At 41.0% G+C, this 17211-nt stretch carries 17 protein-coding genes; 10 read left to right on the forward strand and 7 right to left on the reverse strand.

Annotated elements, in window-relative coordinates; translation table 11 throughout:
• Window positions 1-18: 18 nt before the first annotated feature.
• The gene (locus tag LZP46_RS06130) at window positions 19-1542 is read left to right on the forward strand and encodes an NAD(P)H-hydrate dehydratase (RefSeq protein WP_236095005.1); all 1524 of its coding nucleotides are present in this window, start codon (window positions 19-21) and stop codon (window positions 1540-1542) included.
• Window positions 1543-1566: 24 nt separating this feature from the next.
• On the opposite strand, the gene ruvC is transcribed toward LZP46_RS06130, so the two are convergent.
• Window positions 1567-2112 carry a crossover junction endodeoxyribonuclease RuvC gene (ruvC, locus tag LZP46_RS06135; protein WP_070155212.1) on the reverse strand — a complete coding sequence of 182 codons (546 nt, stop codon included), beginning with the start codon at window positions 2110-2112 and terminating at the stop codon, window positions 1567-1569.
• 295 nt (window positions 2113-2407) lie between these two features.
• Here ruvC and LZP46_RS06140 point away from each other — a divergent pair, with 295 nt between their 5' ends.
• The 3 genes from LZP46_RS06140 to LZP46_RS06150 all read left to right on the forward strand — a co-directional run bounded on the left by LZP46_RS06140 (window position 2408) and on the right by LZP46_RS06150 (window position 4244).
• Window positions 2408-2599 (forward strand): YkvA family protein, encoded by a 192-nt coding sequence (locus tag LZP46_RS06140; RefSeq protein WP_236095006.1) that lies wholly within the window; start codon window positions 2408-2410, stop codon window positions 2597-2599.
• A gap of 264 nt (window positions 2600-2863) precedes the next feature.
• A complete protein-coding gene (locus LZP46_RS06145) occupies window positions 2864-3439 on the forward strand; it encodes an FxsA family protein (RefSeq protein WP_236095007.1) in 576 nt (191 codons plus the stop codon).
• Between the two features lie 169 nt (window positions 3440-3608).
• Window positions 3609-4244 (forward strand): LysE family transporter, encoded by a 636-nt coding sequence (locus LZP46_RS06150; RefSeq protein ID WP_178318392.1) that lies wholly within the window; start codon window positions 3609-3611, stop codon window positions 4242-4244.
• A 20-nt stretch (window positions 4245-4264) separates the two neighbouring features.
• Here the strand turns inward: LZP46_RS06150 and LZP46_RS06155 are convergent, their stop codons facing one another.
• Window positions 4265-4474 (reverse strand): hypothetical protein, encoded by a 210-nt coding sequence (locus tag LZP46_RS06155; RefSeq protein WP_154320816.1) that lies wholly within the window; start codon window positions 4472-4474, stop codon window positions 4265-4267.
• 315 nt (window positions 4475-4789) lie between these two features.
• On the opposite strand from LZP46_RS06155, the gene LZP46_RS06160 reads away from it, so the two are divergent.
• A complete protein-coding gene (locus tag LZP46_RS06160) occupies window positions 4790-5020 on the forward strand; it encodes a hypothetical protein (protein WP_442863545.1) in 231 nt (76 codons plus the stop codon).
• Between the two features lie 152 nt (window positions 5021-5172).
• Here LZP46_RS06160 and LZP46_RS06165 read toward each other — a convergent pair whose 3' ends face one another.
• Complete coding sequence (locus LZP46_RS06165; protein ID WP_329608997.1) at window positions 5173-5484, reverse strand: monooxygenase; 312 nt, start codon at window positions 5482-5484, stop codon at window positions 5173-5175.
• Between the two features lie 158 nt (window positions 5485-5642).
• Window positions 5643-6809, reverse strand: a complete 1167-nt coding sequence (gene metK, locus LZP46_RS06170; RefSeq protein ID WP_104851871.1) for a methionine adenosyltransferase — start codon at window positions 6807-6809, stop codon at window positions 5643-5645.
• Window positions 6810-7558: 749 nt separating this feature from the next.
• On the opposite strand from metK, the gene tkt reads away from it, so the two are divergent.
• From tkt to LZP46_RS06190, 4 genes are all read left to right on the forward strand, one after another.
• Window positions 7559-9547, forward strand: coding sequence for a transketolase (gene tkt, locus LZP46_RS06175; RefSeq protein WP_236095009.1), 1989 nt, complete (start codon window positions 7559-7561; stop codon window positions 9545-9547).
• Between the two features lie 152 nt (window positions 9548-9699).
• On the forward strand, window positions 9700-9915 hold the full coding sequence (locus LZP46_RS06180) for a hypothetical protein (RefSeq protein ID WP_004976879.1): 216 nt from the start codon (window positions 9700-9702) through the stop codon (window positions 9913-9915).
• A 179-nt stretch (window positions 9916-10094) separates the two neighbouring features.
• Window positions 10095-10580, forward strand: a complete 486-nt coding sequence (locus tag LZP46_RS06185; protein WP_167845954.1) for a GNAT family N-acetyltransferase — start codon at window positions 10095-10097, stop codon at window positions 10578-10580.
• Between the two features lie 136 nt (window positions 10581-10716).
• The gene (locus tag LZP46_RS06190; protein ID WP_236095010.1) at window positions 10717-11301 is read left to right on the forward strand and encodes a YceI family protein; all 585 of its coding nucleotides are present in this window, start codon (window positions 10717-10719) and stop codon (window positions 11299-11301) included.
• A 230-nt stretch (window positions 11302-11531) separates the two neighbouring features.
• Here the strand turns inward: LZP46_RS06190 and exaC are convergent, their stop codons facing one another.
• Entirely contained in the window at window positions 11532-13043 is a 1512-nt protein-coding gene (exaC, locus tag LZP46_RS06195; protein ID WP_045795779.1) for an acetaldehyde dehydrogenase ExaC, read from the reverse strand.
• A 245-nt stretch (window positions 13044-13288) separates the two neighbouring features.
• On the opposite strand from exaC, the gene LZP46_RS06200 reads away from it, so the two are divergent.
• Window positions 13289-14470: a transcriptional regulator gene (locus LZP46_RS06200; RefSeq protein WP_236095011.1), complete on the forward strand. Its 1182-nt coding sequence runs from the start codon at window positions 13289-13291 to the stop codon at window positions 14468-14470.
• A 57-nt stretch (window positions 14471-14527) separates the two neighbouring features.
• On the opposite strand, the gene LZP46_RS06205 is transcribed toward LZP46_RS06200, so the two are convergent.
• A complete protein-coding gene (locus tag LZP46_RS06205) occupies window positions 14528-15523 on the reverse strand; it encodes an alpha/beta hydrolase (RefSeq protein WP_163142046.1) in 996 nt (331 codons plus the stop codon).
• Window positions 15524-15769: 246 nt separating this feature from the next.
• Window positions 15770-16942 carry an iron-dependent methanol dehydrogenase gene (gene mdh / locus LZP46_RS06210; RefSeq protein ID WP_236095012.1) on the reverse strand — a complete coding sequence of 391 codons (1173 nt, stop codon included), beginning with the start codon at window positions 16940-16942 and terminating at the stop codon, window positions 15770-15772.
• Window positions 16943-17211: the final 269 nt, after the last annotated feature.

A 17211-nucleotide genomic window follows, 5' to 3' on the forward strand; every position in this document is an offset into this window, starting at 1 on the left:
AAAATAGAAGGGAAGAAAATGCCGCAGCAAGTGTACCATAGCCCTGTTTATCATAGCCAAAGTATTCAAGCGTGGGAGCAACGCTGGTTTGCTCGCCAAAAAAATAGTTCTTATGGTTTAATGCAGCAAGTAGCGTGGACACTGCATTTGCAACTTCGCAAAATTTTTGCAGAACAGCCATCTACAATACAAAAAATTGCCGTGTGTTGTGGACAAGGCAATAACGCAGGTGATGGTTATTTAACTGCAAAATATTTAAAACAAGCAGGTTTTCAAGTCGATATTTATGCTGCAACACGCGGTACATCGGCAGATTTACTTCAGGCTTTTTTAGAAGCTGAGACAGAGCAAGTCAATATAATTCAAGGTTTTGCGTTTCAAAAAAACTATGACTGCTACATTGATGCACTATTTGGTATTGGTTTAGATCGTGCTTTAAATGATGAGCGGCAGTCGATTATTCACACAATGAATCAACAAGCGGGTTTAAAAATTGCGGTTGATATTCCAAGCGGTTTAAATGCCAATACAGGTCAGCCATTGCCATGTGCCATTAAAGCCGATTACACCTTTACAGCTTTGGGTTTGAAAGCAGGGTTATTTACAGGGCAGGCACAGGAATATACGGGACTGGTCGATGTGCTGGATTTGATTCCAGCCGATGCAGAACTCAAAGCTTTGGCACAACTCACACCACATACGATTCAACTACCCGCACGGCAGGCTTTTGGACACAAAGGCAGTTATGGGCATGTGTTGATTGTGGGCGGACATGCGCAAATGGGTGGTGCGGTGATGATGGCTGCAGAAGCCGCATCGAGCGCAGGTGCAGGGAAAGTGACTGTGGTGTGTCATGCTAAACATCATGTTGCGATTTTAAGCCGAGCGCCAAATTTAATGCTGCGTGATATTGACGCACTGACAGGCGCAGAGATTCAGCAATTAATTTCACAGGTGGATGCCGTAAGTTTAGGCATGGGACTAGGACGAGATGCTTGGGCAGAACAGCATTATGCAGACTGGTTTGCCGCGCTAAATCAGTCCGAGGTAGAAGTAGTTTACGATGCCGATGCCTTGTGGTTTTTGGCGAAACAAGCGCATTCATCGCATCATCCAGCCCAACTAAAACCGAACAGTTATGCCACACCACATTCAGGTGAAGCTGCGACCTTGCTCAATACTACGGTTGCAGCCATTGAAGCTGACCGTATTGCCGCGATTCAGCAATTGCAGCAACGCTATGCAGGCGAATGGGTGTTAAAAGGTTCTGGCAGTTTGACTTTGCAAGCAGCATCTACAGAACCGCAAGCAAGTTCATTGTGGATTTGTACTGCAGGCAATCCTGGTATGGGTACAGGCGGTATGGGGGATGTGTTGGCAGGTATGATCGCCAGTTTAAAAGCCCAGTTTCATCATAAAATTCAATTACATGAAATTGTCATGTTACATGCCTTGGCAGGGGATGTATTGGCACAGCAGGGCATGCGCGGTTTGCAGGCACAGCACATGAGCCAAGCGATTTATCAGGTTGTAAATCAGTAAAATATAAGCGATGACGACACTGATTTAGCGACGTCTGGAATTTGAGCGACTACGTCCACGTGCCATACCGCCCAGGGCGTTTAGCACAGCGAACTTGGTCATGCTACCCGATGCGTGAGCATGACAAATTGCAGCAGCCAAAGCATCGGCAGCATCTTGTTGGGGTTTGATGGTTAGATTTAATAATTTCATGACCATCATTTGCACTTGTTCTTTATCGGCAGCGCCATAACCCACGACAGACTGTTTAATTTGGCGTGCGGTATATTCAGCCACTTGTAAATCTAAATTTACTAAAGCGGCAATCGCTGCACCACGAGCCTGTCCCAATTTCAAGGCTGAGTCTGGGTTTTGCGCCATAAACACTTGTTCAACTGCAGCTTCAGTCGGGCCGTGAAATTTCACAATCCGTTCAATCCCTGCAAAAATTCGTTTTAAGCGCTCAGGCATTTCACTGGTTTCGGTGCGAATGGTTCCTGCATCTACAAAACGTAATTTAGCACCATCACGTTCAATAATGCCGTAGCCCGTTAGACGAGAACCAGGGTCGATTCCAATAATAAGTGACATGCCAAGCCTTAAAAATTACATCAAGTTGAATTATAGGAGTTTAAATCTCTTTTGTGTGGAGTAATTTCAAAACATTCGGTCAGTAAGATGCCATTTAAACAATTAGAATGTTTACCTCGCCACATTTTCAATTTTGGACTTCATTTTATTTTAAGTTTTGAGGCGTATATTTTATATACGGTAGCAAATGAGAGCTGCCATGAAGCGGATTGATAGGCTAAAACAGTGTGTGAAGTAAATCAAACGAGATGTTTATGCGGTTTGCTTTGTCGCACGTGATCCTGAAACGCCGTTTATGGTAAAGCTTTTGGCATGGTTGGTCGCTGCTTATGCCATTTCTCCCATTGATTTGATTCCAGATTTTATACCTGTTTTGGGCTATTTAGATGACCTGATTTTAGTGCCATTTGGCATCATGTTGGTATTGCGTTTAGTGCCTGCCGAAGTAATCCAGCGTTGTCGTTTACATGCAGATGCGATCAGTTAAAAGCCGAGCAGTTATATCGCAGCATCGGTTTTTATTGCGTTGTGGTTATTATTGGCGTATGCCGCGTATTTTTATCTTTATCGTTCAAATATATAGACGTATTAAGTCTGTTATTGGGTAATGATGAAAATATTAATGACAGACTTAACCTTTAAAAATACAATAATGCCCATATTGTAACAACAGCGAATCAAAAAAGCTTGATCCCGATGAAGCACTTGGTTACTGCATTTTATTTATTTTATTGAGATTAGATTAATTTTCATGAAATTATTTCTTATTGTTCTAATTGGCTTAGTTCTTGAAGTCTTCGTCTGGATTGGTGTGGGCGACCTAGTAGGGAGCATGTGGTACGTGTTCTTTTGGTTTGTCGCTGCTTTCTTCATTGGTTTGAACTTGATTCGTAAATATTCTGCAGGCGTGATGCCTCAAATGCAGCAAATGCAAATGGGGCAGATGAGTGCCGACCCTGCACTTAGCAATAATTTACCTAAAATCTTTGCGGGTTTTTTATTGATGATTCCAGGTTTAATCAGTGATGTTTTGGCATTGTTGGTGATGATTCCTGCCGTTCAAAATGCATTTAAAGCTGCAATGATGAAAGCCATGATGAAGCGTCAGCAAGCGATGATGAATCAAATGATGGGTGGCATGATGGGCGATATGAATGGCATGGGCGGTGCAGGGCAAAACCCATTCGCAGATTTAATGCGCCAAATGCAAGATATGCAAAATCAACAGGGCGGTGGTCGTGACTCTAGTATCATTGATGGTGAAGCACGTGAAATTACCCCTGATGCTAAAAAAATTGAAATGAAAGATGTCAATCAACCTAAGTAATATGGGTGATGCTTGAGATCAAACCGAATCGTGCTGATTCGGTTTTTTTATGGGTATTTTTTGGTGAATATGCACGTGAGTGTTTAAACATTGAGGTGTGCATTTAAAGCCTTATTTATTCTCCTACCGCACAAGGTATAATCGGATTTTCAATTCTCCTGATGTATTTATGTCTTTGTTATTCACCATTTGTGCGCTGCATTTTGTGGCACAGCTTAGTCCAGGACCAGATGTTTTATTAATTGCCAAAAGTGCAGCCAGCAATACCCGCCGTAATACCTTGCAGATTATTGCGGGTATTTCATCAGGGATTGTGGTGTGGGTAGTGCTGACCCTATTGGGTTTTACGGTTTTGGTGCAGCAGTTTCCTTGGATTCAGCAAGTCTTAATGCTGATTGGCGGTTTATTTCTTGCCAAAATGGGATGGGGTATGTTGTCGGGTGGTTGGCATAGTTGGCAGCAGCGTAAACAGTTTGATGATACTCAAGTGCAAATTCCAGCCGCAAAAAACTACTTTTTATTGGGTCTATTCACCAATTTATCTAATCCGAAAACCTTAATTTATTTTAGCAGCGTATTTGCTTTGGCGCTGAGTTCATCGGCAAGTGCATCTTTAAAAGCCCAATTGGCAGTGATTATTCCAATCCAAACTTTTGTGACATTTACATTATTTATGTTGCTACTTTCGACACCAAAAATGAAAAAGTTATATCTGCGTTCAGGCAGTTATATTGATATGGTCTCGGGCGGATTATTTTTATTATTTGCTGTGTGGTTGTGGTTAGATGCACTGCGTATGTTTTAAAACATAGGTTTTGATGCCAATTAGTTAGATGATTTGATGTTGTCCAAAGCCAAGTTTGACGATTTTTCATTCAGTATTTCGGTTGCAGTCGTGTTTTCAGTTTTATCTAAATGATTGGGCTGATAAGTACGGTTTGATTGCAAAGTTGCTTCGGTATTTTCCGAACCTTGGTATTTACGACTACGGTTGGCACGTTCTCGCAAGCCACCTTTTTTAATGAGTTGCACCACTTTAACTTTACTCCGTGTAATAAAAAAATATGTGCTGAAAGCCAAGCTTGAGTCTAAACTTCAAGTAATCGAGCATGCAGAATTTTAGCATGGCATACCTATTTTAGATGGATAAAGTGACTGTTTATTCAAAAATACGATTTGCGCGAATAGCAGAACTTTGACATTCTAATTCACAAGCGATTGTGTCAGTTAAATCATCCAAAGGATGCAGGCTACAAAGTGTCACAGATGCTTAAGCAAAATTACACTTCATCAGGGTAGATGGTGTAACAATAAAAACAAGAATTACAGTGAAGTAGGAGAATACCTATGCTGTATCATCAGTATCGTTGCGCATGTTGCAATCGGGTTGTGGAATCATCAGAAAAAGAATGTGGTACTTGTGGATCTCACAATATTCGTAGTCCTTATGGTTTTTGGTTATTCTGTGTTTTGGCATGTTTAGCTGCAGCCGTTGTGTTTAAAGTCGTGCATGTGTATTTGCAAGATCATCAAGAGGTGCCCGTGCAACAATCGGTGCTTGAGGTGATTCGTACGCAATAAGTGCTGCATCCAAGCTTAACGCTTATTTCGTCTATACAAGATTTCAAAAAATCCTGAATCATTAAATGGCTCAGGATTTTATTCAACTGTTTTTTCAATATTGAAGAGACTCACCATTTTATTCTTCAATATGGATGAGCAATTTAAAAAGATTAGCGACTTAAGAAGTCAGCTTGGTTGATTGCAGACAGGGCAGCGTTCACCTTAAAAATCTTGCCACGAATGTTCTTCACGCCAAAACTTTCTAAACGTGCAGTGTGCATTTTTAAATAGCGTTCTGCATTGGCGGCATTATCAAACAGATAGATGCCACCGGCTTCTTGCGTCTGGCTGTTCTCTGTCCAGATTTTCCAAATCATGCCAGCTTCTAAGTTAATACTTTCAGCAAGTTCACGGTATGCTTGGCTCATGCTTTCACCAAATGGGCCTTGAGAAGGGAAGTCGACTTGAAGAATAACCGCCATAATAAACTCCTACATCATTATCTTAGATGAGTATTTAAAAAATCTCAGGAATGATTCACTATAACATATTCGTATTTTGTATATTGTGGTTTGACAGCTAAATTTTAGGCATAAAAAAGCCCACCGAAGTGAGCTTGATAAAACTGAAAAGTTTTACATTACAGACCTGCAGAGGCTTTTAATGCTTCAACTTTGTCGGTTTTTTCCCATGTAAATGCAGTGTCAGAACCTTGACGACCAAAGTGGCCATAAGCTGCAGTCTGTTTATACATTGGTTGTAACAGGTTCAACATGTTGGTAATGCCGTAAGGACGTAAGTCAAAGTGTTCACGTACCAAAGCAATAATCAACTCATCTGCTACTTTTGCAGTGTTAAAAGTGTTAATTGAAATTGAAGTTGGTTCTGCAACACCAATTGCATAAGACACTTGAATTTCACATTTGTCTGCCAAGCCTGCTGCAACAATATTTTTTGCAACATAACGACCTGCATAAGCAGCTGAACGGTCAACTTTAGAAGGGTCTTTACCTGAGAAAGCACCGCCACCGTGACGTGCCATACCCCCGTAAGTATCTACAATAATTTTACGGCCAGTTAAACCACAGTCACCTACAGGGCCACCAATTACAAACATCCCTGTTGGGTTGATGTGGAATTTGGTGTCTGCATGGAACATTTCGGCAGGAATCACTTTTTTCACAATTTCTTCAATTACAGCTTCTTTGAGCTGAATTTGAGAAATTTCAGGATCATGCTGAGTCGATAAAACTACTGCGTCCAAACGTACAGGCACACCATTTTCATACGCAAAAGTTACCTGACTTTTTGCATCTGGGCGTAACCATGGTAAAGCACCACTGCGACGTAATTCAGCTTGCTTTTCCATTAAGCGGTGTGCGTAAGAAATTGGGGCAGGCATTAATACATCAGTTTCACGGCTGGCATAACCAAACATCAAACCTTGGTCACCCGCACCCTGATCTTCAGGTTTTTGGCGGTCTACACCTTGCGCAATTTCAGGTGATTGTTTACCAATCATGTTAATGACCGCACAGGTAGAACCATCAAAGCCTAAGTCTGAATGATGATAACCAATACCGTTTACGGTTTGACGAACAATGGCTTCAAAATCAACATTTGCAGTTGTTGTGATTTCACCTGCCAGTACAACCGCACCCGTTTTTACAAGCGTTTCACAAGCAACCCGCGCATAAGGGTCTTCTTTTAAGATTGCATCCAAAATGGCATCACTGATTTGGTCAGCCATTTTATCTGGATGGCCTTCGCTTACAGATTCCGAGGTAAATACAGCGTACTCGCGCATAAGTCCTATCACAGTTAAATTCAAAAGACGCAATATGTTACATCGAGTTAGACTTTAGGACTAGCGCATTACGACTAAAATGGCTGAATTTATTTCAATTCAATGACTTTTTATCGCATATCTTTTGCTAAAAAATAGATAAAGTATCGGTATGACTATATTTTGACTCAAAAATATTCATGTTGGCTAAAGCATGCCGTCATAATTTTAAACTAAGAAACACTTTATTTTTAAGTGGTGAATCATTTTTAAAAACAATATTTTAGATGGGTAATTTAAAGACGTTGAATTGAGTTTATCTGCATCAAGCTGCATTTTTAAAAGCTATTTTAAAGTTTTGAACGATGGCTGTGATTCAATTTATTGTGTGAAAAGTGAATAATATTCAAGATGTGTTAAAATCTGTCTATTATTTCTACAGAATACTGTTGTGTTTTAACTTGTTGCTATGCATTTGATTGGAGTTGCTGCAAGAGCGACATCACAATTCCATCCTGCGTCTATAAATTGAAATATCTATACTTTAGAATTTTGCCAAGAATAGAGCTTAACACGGCAATTAGCTATTTTCTTGTTGTTATAAACGTGAAAACGTCTTTGAATCTGCACGAAAAGTACGCTGAATGGGAATTAATGCGGAAATATTTTTGCATAGGCTTTACCCCTCAGGCTTTTTTTTGAGAGAATAGCGGCTGTTTTGAATTCTATTCATCTTCTTCTATTTAACGATTTTTTGTGGACTCTGACCTATGACGACCCCGCTTAACGAACGTCGTATTGCAAACGCAATTCGTGTATTGGCAATGGATGCTGTGCAAAAAGCAAATTCAGGACATCCAGGTGCTCCGATGGGGATGGCAGATATTGCCGATGTGGTGTGGCGTGAATTTTTAAATCACAACCCAACCAATCCACAATGGGCAAACCGCGACCGTTTTGTACTGTCTAATGGTCATGGTTCAATGTTGCAATATGCGTTGTTACATTTAACAGGTTATGATCTTTCGATTGAAGATTTAAAAGCATTCCGTCAGTTACATTCAAAAACTCCAGGTCACCCAGAATTGGGCTATGCACCAGGAATTGAAACCACCACTGGTCCTTTGGGTCAGGGTATTGCCAATGCCGTAGGTTTTGCCTTGGCTGAAAAAACTTTGGCAGCACAATTTAATAAAGAAGATATTCAAGTTGTAGACCATTTCACTTACTGTTTCTTGGGTGATGGCTGTTTAATGGAAGGTGTTTCACACGAAGCATGTTCATTGGCAGGTACTTTAGGTTTAGGCAAACTGGTTGTTTATTATGATGACAACGGCATTTCTATTGATGGTGAAGTAGAAGGCTGGTTCTCTGATGATACAGAACAACGTTTCTTGTCTTATGGCTGGCAAGTCTTAAAAGTTGATGGTCACGATGCAGATGCAATTCGTGCGGCAACAGTTGAAGCAAAAGCTGAAACGCAAAAGCCAACCATTATTATTTGTAAAACAGTGATTGGTTTAGGTTCGCCAAACAAACAAGGTAAAGAAGACTGTCACGGTGCGCCATTAGGTCATGACGAAATTGCATTGACTCGTGAAGCATTAGGTTGGACAGATGAAGCGTTTGTAATTCCTGAAGATGTATATGCCGCTTGGGATGCGAAAGCTAAAGGTGCAGAATCAGAAGCAGCATGGAATACGACTTTTGAGGCTTATGCAGCAAAATATCCAACTGAAGCTGCTGAACTTAAACGTCGTTTAAGCGGTGAATTGCCAGCAGAATTCATCGCACAGGCAGATGCATTTATTGCAGAAACCAATGCTAAAGCAGAAACGATTGCAACCCGTAAAGCCAGCCAAAATACTTTACAGGCATTTGGTCCATTATTGCCTGAATTATTGGGTGGTTCTGCAGACTTGGCAGGTTCAAACCTAACTCTTTGGAAAGGCTGCCAAGGTGTTCAGGACAATGCAGCAGGCAACTATGTGCATTACGGTGTACGTGAGTTTGGTATGACTGCTATTGCAAATGGTGTGGCACTTCATGGTGGCTTTATTCCATACGTGGCAACCTTCTTAATGTTTATGGAATATGCGCGTAATGCAGTACGTATGTCTGCATTGATGAAGCAACGTGTAATTCATGTGTATACCCACGACTCAATTGGTTTGGGTGAAGATGGTCCAACCCACCAACCGATTGAACAAATTGCATCTTTGCGTGGTACGCCAAACTTAAATACATGGCGTCCTGCTGACACTGTAGAAGCTGCCATTTCTTGGAAATCTGCATTAGTACGCAGCGAAGGCCCAACTGCTTTAATTTTCTCACGTCAAAACTTACCATTCCAAACCCGTACTCAAGCACAAATTGAGAACGTGGCAAAAGGTGGTTATGTGTTGGCTGAAGAAAAAGGGGAATTGAAAGCAATTATTATTGCAACAGGTTCTGAAGTGGGCTTGGCAATGGAAGCATACGCACAGCTTGAAGGTGTACGTGTTGTGTCTATGCCATGTGCTGAAGAATTTGTGAAACAAGATGCGGCATATCGTGAAGCAGTATTGCCATCACATATTCGTGCACGTGTTGCGGTTGAAGCAGCGCATGTAGACTACTGGTGGAAGTTTGTTGGCTTAGACGGTAAAGTGATTGGTATGACAACTTATGGTGAATCCGCACCTGCAAAAGACTTGTATCAGTACTTTGGTATTACCACTGACGCGGTTGTTGCTGCAGTAAAAGAATTAACAGCTTAATTTTTTAATCCAGTGTTTCTAAAGGCGTTCCTGCAAAGGGACGTCTTTTATTTTTGCAAATTTGTTTGGTATTCAATGCGATGATCCAACAAATTTTGTAAGTGTAGGTCAGGTTTGTGAATAAACCTCTGTGTAATTGAGTGAGATGATAAATGAGTTTGTACGAGCAAATTAATGATGAAGTCACTTTAATGGATGCGGGTGAGCAAAAGTGGATTGGACAAGACTTACCACTTGAAGCTATGGTGGCAGTAGAGTTGTTATTACAGGATTTAGCTGAAGATCAGCAAATCAAAATTCGCCGTAAGAACCATGAAAAGCAATCAGGTTTAAAGCAGGTTGACCGCATTTTGATTGAGAAACTTTAATCTATTGCGATGCATTCGGTGCATTAAATGGTGTATCATCCAAAATAGCTTTAATCTATGCGTAGGGTAAAGCTTTTTTTATTGCTGAAAAATAGTTTATAAAATAGCCTAAGCATAATATGAATGATGCATAATCAATAAAATGATTCGATGCAAAAATAATCAGGCAATATCAAAGCATGCAGGCAACTATATTAGATCGTCAATTTAAGCACATCGACATTGTCGCGTTAAGTGAAATCCAATTTGAGCAATGGCAACCACTTTGGCAGGGTTATCAGCAATTTTATCAGGTGCAATTAAGTGATGAGGTTACGCAAAATACGTGGTCAAAACTAATTAATCCACACAGTACGCATATTTATGGTTTTGCTGCCGTATATCAAACTCAAGTTGTGGCAATTGTGCATGTAATTGAACATGACAGTTGTTGGACGCTTAAACCTTATGCCTATTTGCAAGATTTATATACCTTGCCTGAGTACAGAGGGATGGGAATTGCTCAGCAGCTTATTCAGCAGGTGAATCAAACAGCGCAACAGCGTGAATGTGATCGGGTATATTGGCTGACTCATGAAGATAATTTACAGGCACGGCAGTTGTATGATCGTGTCGCAAAAAGAACAGGTTTTATTCAATATCGCAGCCCTGCAACAGCGATGTAAAACGCGCATGCATATTTTTACAAATTTATCGTTTCAGTCATGCAACATACTGTTTTATCTTTAATCCTGTATTTGCAGCAAAAATCTATAAACTAAACCTCATTGAAACTTATCAACACTATTAGAGATGAACAATATGAACATGAAATCACTTGCTTTAGGTTTGGCTATCGCATCTGCAGCAACCATGACAATGGCTAAACCAGTGGCTTATCAAATTGACCCAACGCATACGGCTACTGTATTTACTTGGGATCATTTTGGTTTTTCTACGCCATCAGGTAACTTCTCAAACATTCAAGGTACCATCAACATTGATGAGAAAAAACCAGCGAACTCATCTGTGAATGTCACGATTCCATTAAGCAGCATCAACACCAACGTAAAAGCTTTAGATGAGCACTTAATGGCAGCAGATTGGTTTGATGCAGCAAAATATCCAACCATTACTTTTAAAAGCACCAAAGTTGAAACTCAAGACAAGAAAAACTTTAAAATCACAGGTGATTTAACCGTGAAAGGTGTAACGAAACCAGTGGTACTTGATGCTGTACTGAACAAACAAGGTCCACATCCAATGACTCAGGCAGCGACTGTTGGTTTTAATGCAACAACATCATTTGACCGTTCAGCATTTGGTATCGCAAGCTATGTACCTAACGTGGGTGATAAAATTACTGTAAACATCACGACTGAAGCTTCTGTTGCTGCGAAAAAATAAGCAGTTGTGATTTGATCAAAAAGCATCATTTTTTAAATGGTGCTTTTTTTATGTCCGTGATTTCATCTACATGACTTTGATGTTAGTAATTTTAGGTCTATGACTTGTAAATCTATGTAGATAAATGGCTTTTTCTGTTTTTCTTTTTGTCCATCTGTACATCCCAAATATAAAAAAATGCGAACCGAAGTTCGCATTTTCATTCATCATGTTGAGGTTAAAAGCTTAACTTAGAAGAAGCCAGCAGGTTTAGTTGAGTAGCTCACCAACAAGTTTTTGGTTTGTTGATAATGTTCTAACATCATCTTGTGGTTTTCACGGCCAATACCTGATTTTTTATAACCACCGAAAGCGGCATGCGCAGGGTAGATGTGGTAACAGTTCGTCCAAACGCGACCAGATTGAATAGCACGACCTGCACGGTAAGAAGTGTGCGCAGAACGTGACCAAACACCTGCACCTAAACCGTAAATGGTGTCATTGGCAATTTTAATGGCTTCATCAAAGTCTTTAAATGTAGTCACAGAAAGCACTGGGCCGAAAATTTCTTCTTGGAAAATTTTCATGTCATTGGTGCCTTTGAAAATTGTCGGCTCAATATAGAAACCACTGCCAACTTCATGACGTTCACCGCCACCTGTTAAAACTTGCGCGCCTTCGGCACGACCTGTCGCAATACAACCCAAGATTTTGTCCTGTTGTTCTTGCGATGCTTGTGCACCAATCATCGTTTCAGTATCAAGCGGGTGACCTGTTTTAATACGTTTAACACGTTCAATGGCTTTTTCAAGGAAACGGTCAGCAATACTTTCCTGCACGAGCGCACGCGATGGACAAGTACAAATTTCACCCTGATTCAGCGCGAACATAGCAAAGCCTTCGAGTGCTTTGTCTAGGTAGTCATCATCTTGCGCCATAACATCTTCAAAGAAAAGATTTGGAGATTTACCACCAAGCTCCAAAGTCACTGGAATGATGTTTTCAGTGGCGTATTGCATGATCAATTGACCGACCTGAGTCGAACCTGTGAATGCAATTTTGGCAATACGTGGATTGGTTGCCAATGGGCGACCAACTTCTACGCCGTAACCATTGACTACGTTTAGTACGCCTGCAGGCAATAAATCTTGAATGAGTTCGACTAAAACTAAAATGCTGGCAGGGGTTTGTTCTGCAGGTTTAAGTACAATACAGTTACCCGCAGCCAAAGCAGGTGCAAGTTTCCATGTTGCCATTAAAATAGGGAAGTTCCATGGAATAATTTGCCCTACAACGCCCAATGGCTCATGGAAATGATAGGCAATGGTATCTTCATCAATTTCAGAAATTCCGCCTTCTTGGGCACGAATACAGCCCGCAAAATAACGGAAATGGTCAATCGCCAATGGAATGTCGGCAGCCAATGTTTCACGAACAGGCTTACCATTATCCCAAGTTTCGGCAACTGCCAATAACTCTAGATTTTGTTCTAAACGATCTGCAATTTTTAACAAAATGTTAGAACGTGTTGTAGGAGATGAGCTGTTCCATTGTGCTTTGGCTTTATGGGCTGCATCTAAAGCCAGTTCAATGTCTTCTGCCGATGAACGTGGGACTTTGGTAAATACTTTGCCATCCACAGGAGAGATATTTTCAAAATATTCACCTTTTACAGGGGCGACCCACTCGCCACCAATAAAGTTTTCGTATTGTGCTTTGAATTGAACTTTTGAACCGGGTTGATTGGGATCTACGTAACGCATAATTCACTTCCTTTGATGGTTTTTTATAATCTGCCGTCATCTTTACCTTTTAGCACAATCCTGTGTCTAAAATCAGGTTAAATTTACGGCTAAGGTATAAGGTACTTTGGTACGCTATTTGTTTAGCATACCAATATAAGGTTGGAAAAAGGTTGGAAAGTTGCAGGTTTACAAGCAATGAACAAATCCTTACAAAAGTAAGCGGTACAATGGATGTAATGCCCACAGGATTGTGAGAATCAATAATGATGAAAAAACAAGACCTATTGGAAAAAAGACAGCATATTGAACAATTTAGACAAAGCAGCAGTTTATCGCCGCTGCATGCGCAGCAAATTCAGCAGAGTATTTTAAAATCATGGCAACGCTCTCAAATTGCTGAAATTCCTGTTGATCGGCAGGCTGCTCCGTTAAATTCCAGTTTATCGCATCCGCAAGGCGGTTCGGCTTTACAGAGAGCTGTGCAAAACTGTGCAGAAGATTTAAGACATATCGCACAGCAGTCCGACATGGTTGCAGCCGTGGGCGATGTGGGCAGTACAATTATTTGGACGGCAGCGAGCGCGCAAATGCGTAATGTGGCGGAACGAGTACATTTTGTAGAGGGCGGGCAGTGGCGTGAAGAGTTGGTAGGTACCAATGCTTTGGCTTTGTCACTTAAAACTCAGCAAGCAAGTTGTGTGTTTTCCAGTGAACACTATATGTCATCATTACATGACTGGGTTTGTTATGCAGCACCTATTTTAGACCCATATTCCAAACAAGTATTGGGCGTAATTGATTTATCGACTACTTGGAAAAACCATAATAGTTTGGGTTTGTTGGCAGCAGAACGCTGTGCTTCTTTGATTCAAAATGCGTTGCTTGATCAGCAAAAACAGCAGCTTTATATTCGCGCGTTTCGCATACCACAAGTGTTATTTAATGGCAAAGTGGTGGTGTTGACACCGCGTCAAATTGAAATATTGGTGATTTTAGCACTTTGTCCACAAGGCATGAGTTTAGATACATTACACCAAGCTCTATATGGTGAGCGTAAAGTCAGTATGGGCACGCTTAAAGCTGAGATGTCTCAATTACGTGATATTCTAGGCGGGATGCTTGGTTCGCGTCCTTACCGAATTTTGGCGCATATAGAAGCCGATTTTTTACAAGCCGAGCAGGCTTTAGATGCTGGTTATGTGCAGTCTGCCTTACAAACGTGTGCAGGAGTATTTTTGGCGAAAACTGAAAGTCCATTTTTATGTGCATGGCGAGATTGCTTAGAATCTCGCCTGAGTGATGCCATTTTTAATGCACAAGATACCGATGTATTGCTAAAACATTTGGCACGCAGCCCTGAAGCGATTGACGCAGTGGAGCGTTTAATTGAATTGATGCCCAAGGGGCATCCTGCACATCAAATTTTATTAAAATACACAGCTTAAGGGATGCATCAAGTCATTTAGCCGTTAATTCACTTCCTTTAGTTCTAGTTTTTAGTTTTATAGCCCCTTGCGGTTTAACCAGTCAAACAAGGACTGATACACTTCCGCACGGACTTCGGGCGCAGAAAGTACCAAATCATGCACACCATTTTCAATTTGGCAAAGCTGAATATCGCCATGCATGTGATGCCCATATTTTTGCATATCTGCAACATTTAAAATTACGTCAGTGCGTTGCGCAATCTCATTCCATTGGCGTGGATAACTACTTTGACTCGCATGCATAATTAAGGTGGGTACACCCAAATGCACACTGGCATGAATTTCTTTTTGCGCTTCATGAATTGCACGTACAAAACTTAATCGCACTTTTGGATAACGCGGTTTCTTCCATTCCAAATTAAATAACCATTCACCATGATATTGTTTGTGTAGACTTGGTACATAAAATGGATTAAGGCGGCTTGGAAATTTCATTTCTGGCAGCAATTTGCCCAATTGGCTTAAACGAGGAATGCCGAATTTTTTCTCAATCTCGCTCATATTGAAATCATAAAAAGGGCTGTTACACCATAAACCACGAATCAGTGGATGATTGGGATGATGTGCTACATATAACGTGGTGATTAATCCACCTGTTGAATGTCCTGCCAAAATTACCGAATCATGTTCTTCTGTGGCAATTTGCTCAAGTGCAGCGGAAATTTCTGCATCATATTCAGACAAGCTGCGCACATTGTACCAATGTTGATGTGACAAATGCGAACGCCCATATTTACGTAAATCTAGGGCATAAAAGTCATAACCATGCTGATTAAACTGGTCTGCCATTTCTGTTTGAAAAAAATAGTCAATAAAACCATGAATATAAAGTACTGCTTTACGGGTTTCTTGTTCGGCTTTTTTGCGTACCAAGGTAGCAATCACTTTGCCTTCATAATCCGAAGGAAAATCCAGCGTCATTTGTTGGTAATCGGCACCCAAAATATCGGGTTGATAGCTTGGTGTTGTTTTTTGTTTTTTACTTAACAGCATAAGGTGTTCGTCATCCATTTTATTTTGACTATATCCTTGATGAGCTGTGCGCATTTGTCAAATTGAATTATGCAAACCCTCTGCATCTACATCGCTTTAGTTTTATGCTGCGAGTTCATTTTGTTCTGAACAGCAAAAAAAGCAGAACGCATCTGAGATGTTTCTGCCAAAGGGAAGGATAAAAATAAAACAGCAATAGAGGAAAATTAAAAAAAAGATGGGAGATGCTGAGCAAATCGTGATTCGCTCAGCAGGAGACTCAAATTACATCGCGGCTTTAAAAATTTCGACCACTTGTGCATGATTAGCTTTGCGTGGGTTGGTGAGCATGCAAGCATCTTTTTGTGCATTTTCAGCCATAATCGCCAAGTCATCTTCTTTCACGCCTAACTCTGCTAAACCTGTTGGAATACCAATCGAGCTAGATAGTTCACGAATAGCATCAATCGCGGCATAGGCGGCTTCTGTGGTGGTTAATCCGTCAGTATTGACTCCCATCAATTCTGCAATATCGGCATAACGCTCAGGGCAGGCAATCAGGTTAAACTCGCAAACATGCGGCAATAAAATTGCATTACAAACGCCGTGCGGCAAGTTGTAGAAACCGCCAAGTTGATGCGCCATGGCATGCACATAACCCAATGAGGCATTGTTAAATGCCATACCTGCCAAATATTGCGCATAGCTCATGGCATCACGCGCTTCAATATTTTCACCATTTGCCACGGCAGGGCTGAGCCACTGGCTAATCATACGAATAGCTTTTTCCGCACAGGCATCGGTAATAGGATTGGCTGCAGTTGAAACGTAGGCTTCTACAGCATGGGTTAAGGCATCCATGCCTGTTGCTGCGGTTAAACCTGCAGGTTTGGCAATCATGAGTTTTGGATCATCAATGGCGATGAGTGGTGTACAGCGCCAATCGACAATTGCCATTTTAACGTGCGTGTCTGTATTGGTAATAATACAGAAACGGGTCATTTCTGAAGCTGTACCTGCAGTGGTGTTAATGGCAATAAGTGGGGTCATTGGCACGGTACTTTTATCAATGCCTTCATAATCACGAATATGCCCACCACCTGCGGTCACTAAGCCAATGCCTTTGGCACAGTCGTGGGAAGAACCACCACCTAAGGACACAATAAAGTTGCACTGATTGGCATTGTAGGCATCAACACCGTTATGCACGTTAATATCGGTCGGATTTGGCTCTGCACCAGCAAAGATATGGCTGGCAACGCCTGCTTCGGTGAGATAGCCTGCAATGGTATCGGCAACGCCAAATTTAAACAGTCCTTCATCAGTCACAATTAGGGCTTTTTTGGCGCCTAAATTTTGTGCTCTTACGCCAATTTCTTTGGCGCAACCAGGGCCGAAGAGTGACACACAAGGAATATAAAAACCGTTGGTTTGATCTGCAATATTTTTAAAAGCCATGCTCAGATTCCTTCTTGCATTGGGTATTGGAATAATGTGTTGTTATCGCGGTGTTGAACCGTAATTTGAGTATACAATGCTTTGTTGTGAAATCCTACCTACCAAATACCAACCCTATTTTCTGTGTAAATAATGCAAACTAATCAATTGAAATTTATTTGTTTTTTAATGGGTTTTTATTTTTTCTGAAGTTGTGCGCAGGCTATAGGCAAGGGCTTAAATCTTGTTTATAGTGTTTTTGTATCTCTAATTTTAAGGTGTAGATACCG

Source organism: Acinetobacter sp. SCLZS86, assembly GCF_021560715.1.
GTDB lineage: Bacteria > Pseudomonadota > Gammaproteobacteria > Pseudomonadales > Moraxellaceae > Acinetobacter > Acinetobacter towneri_A.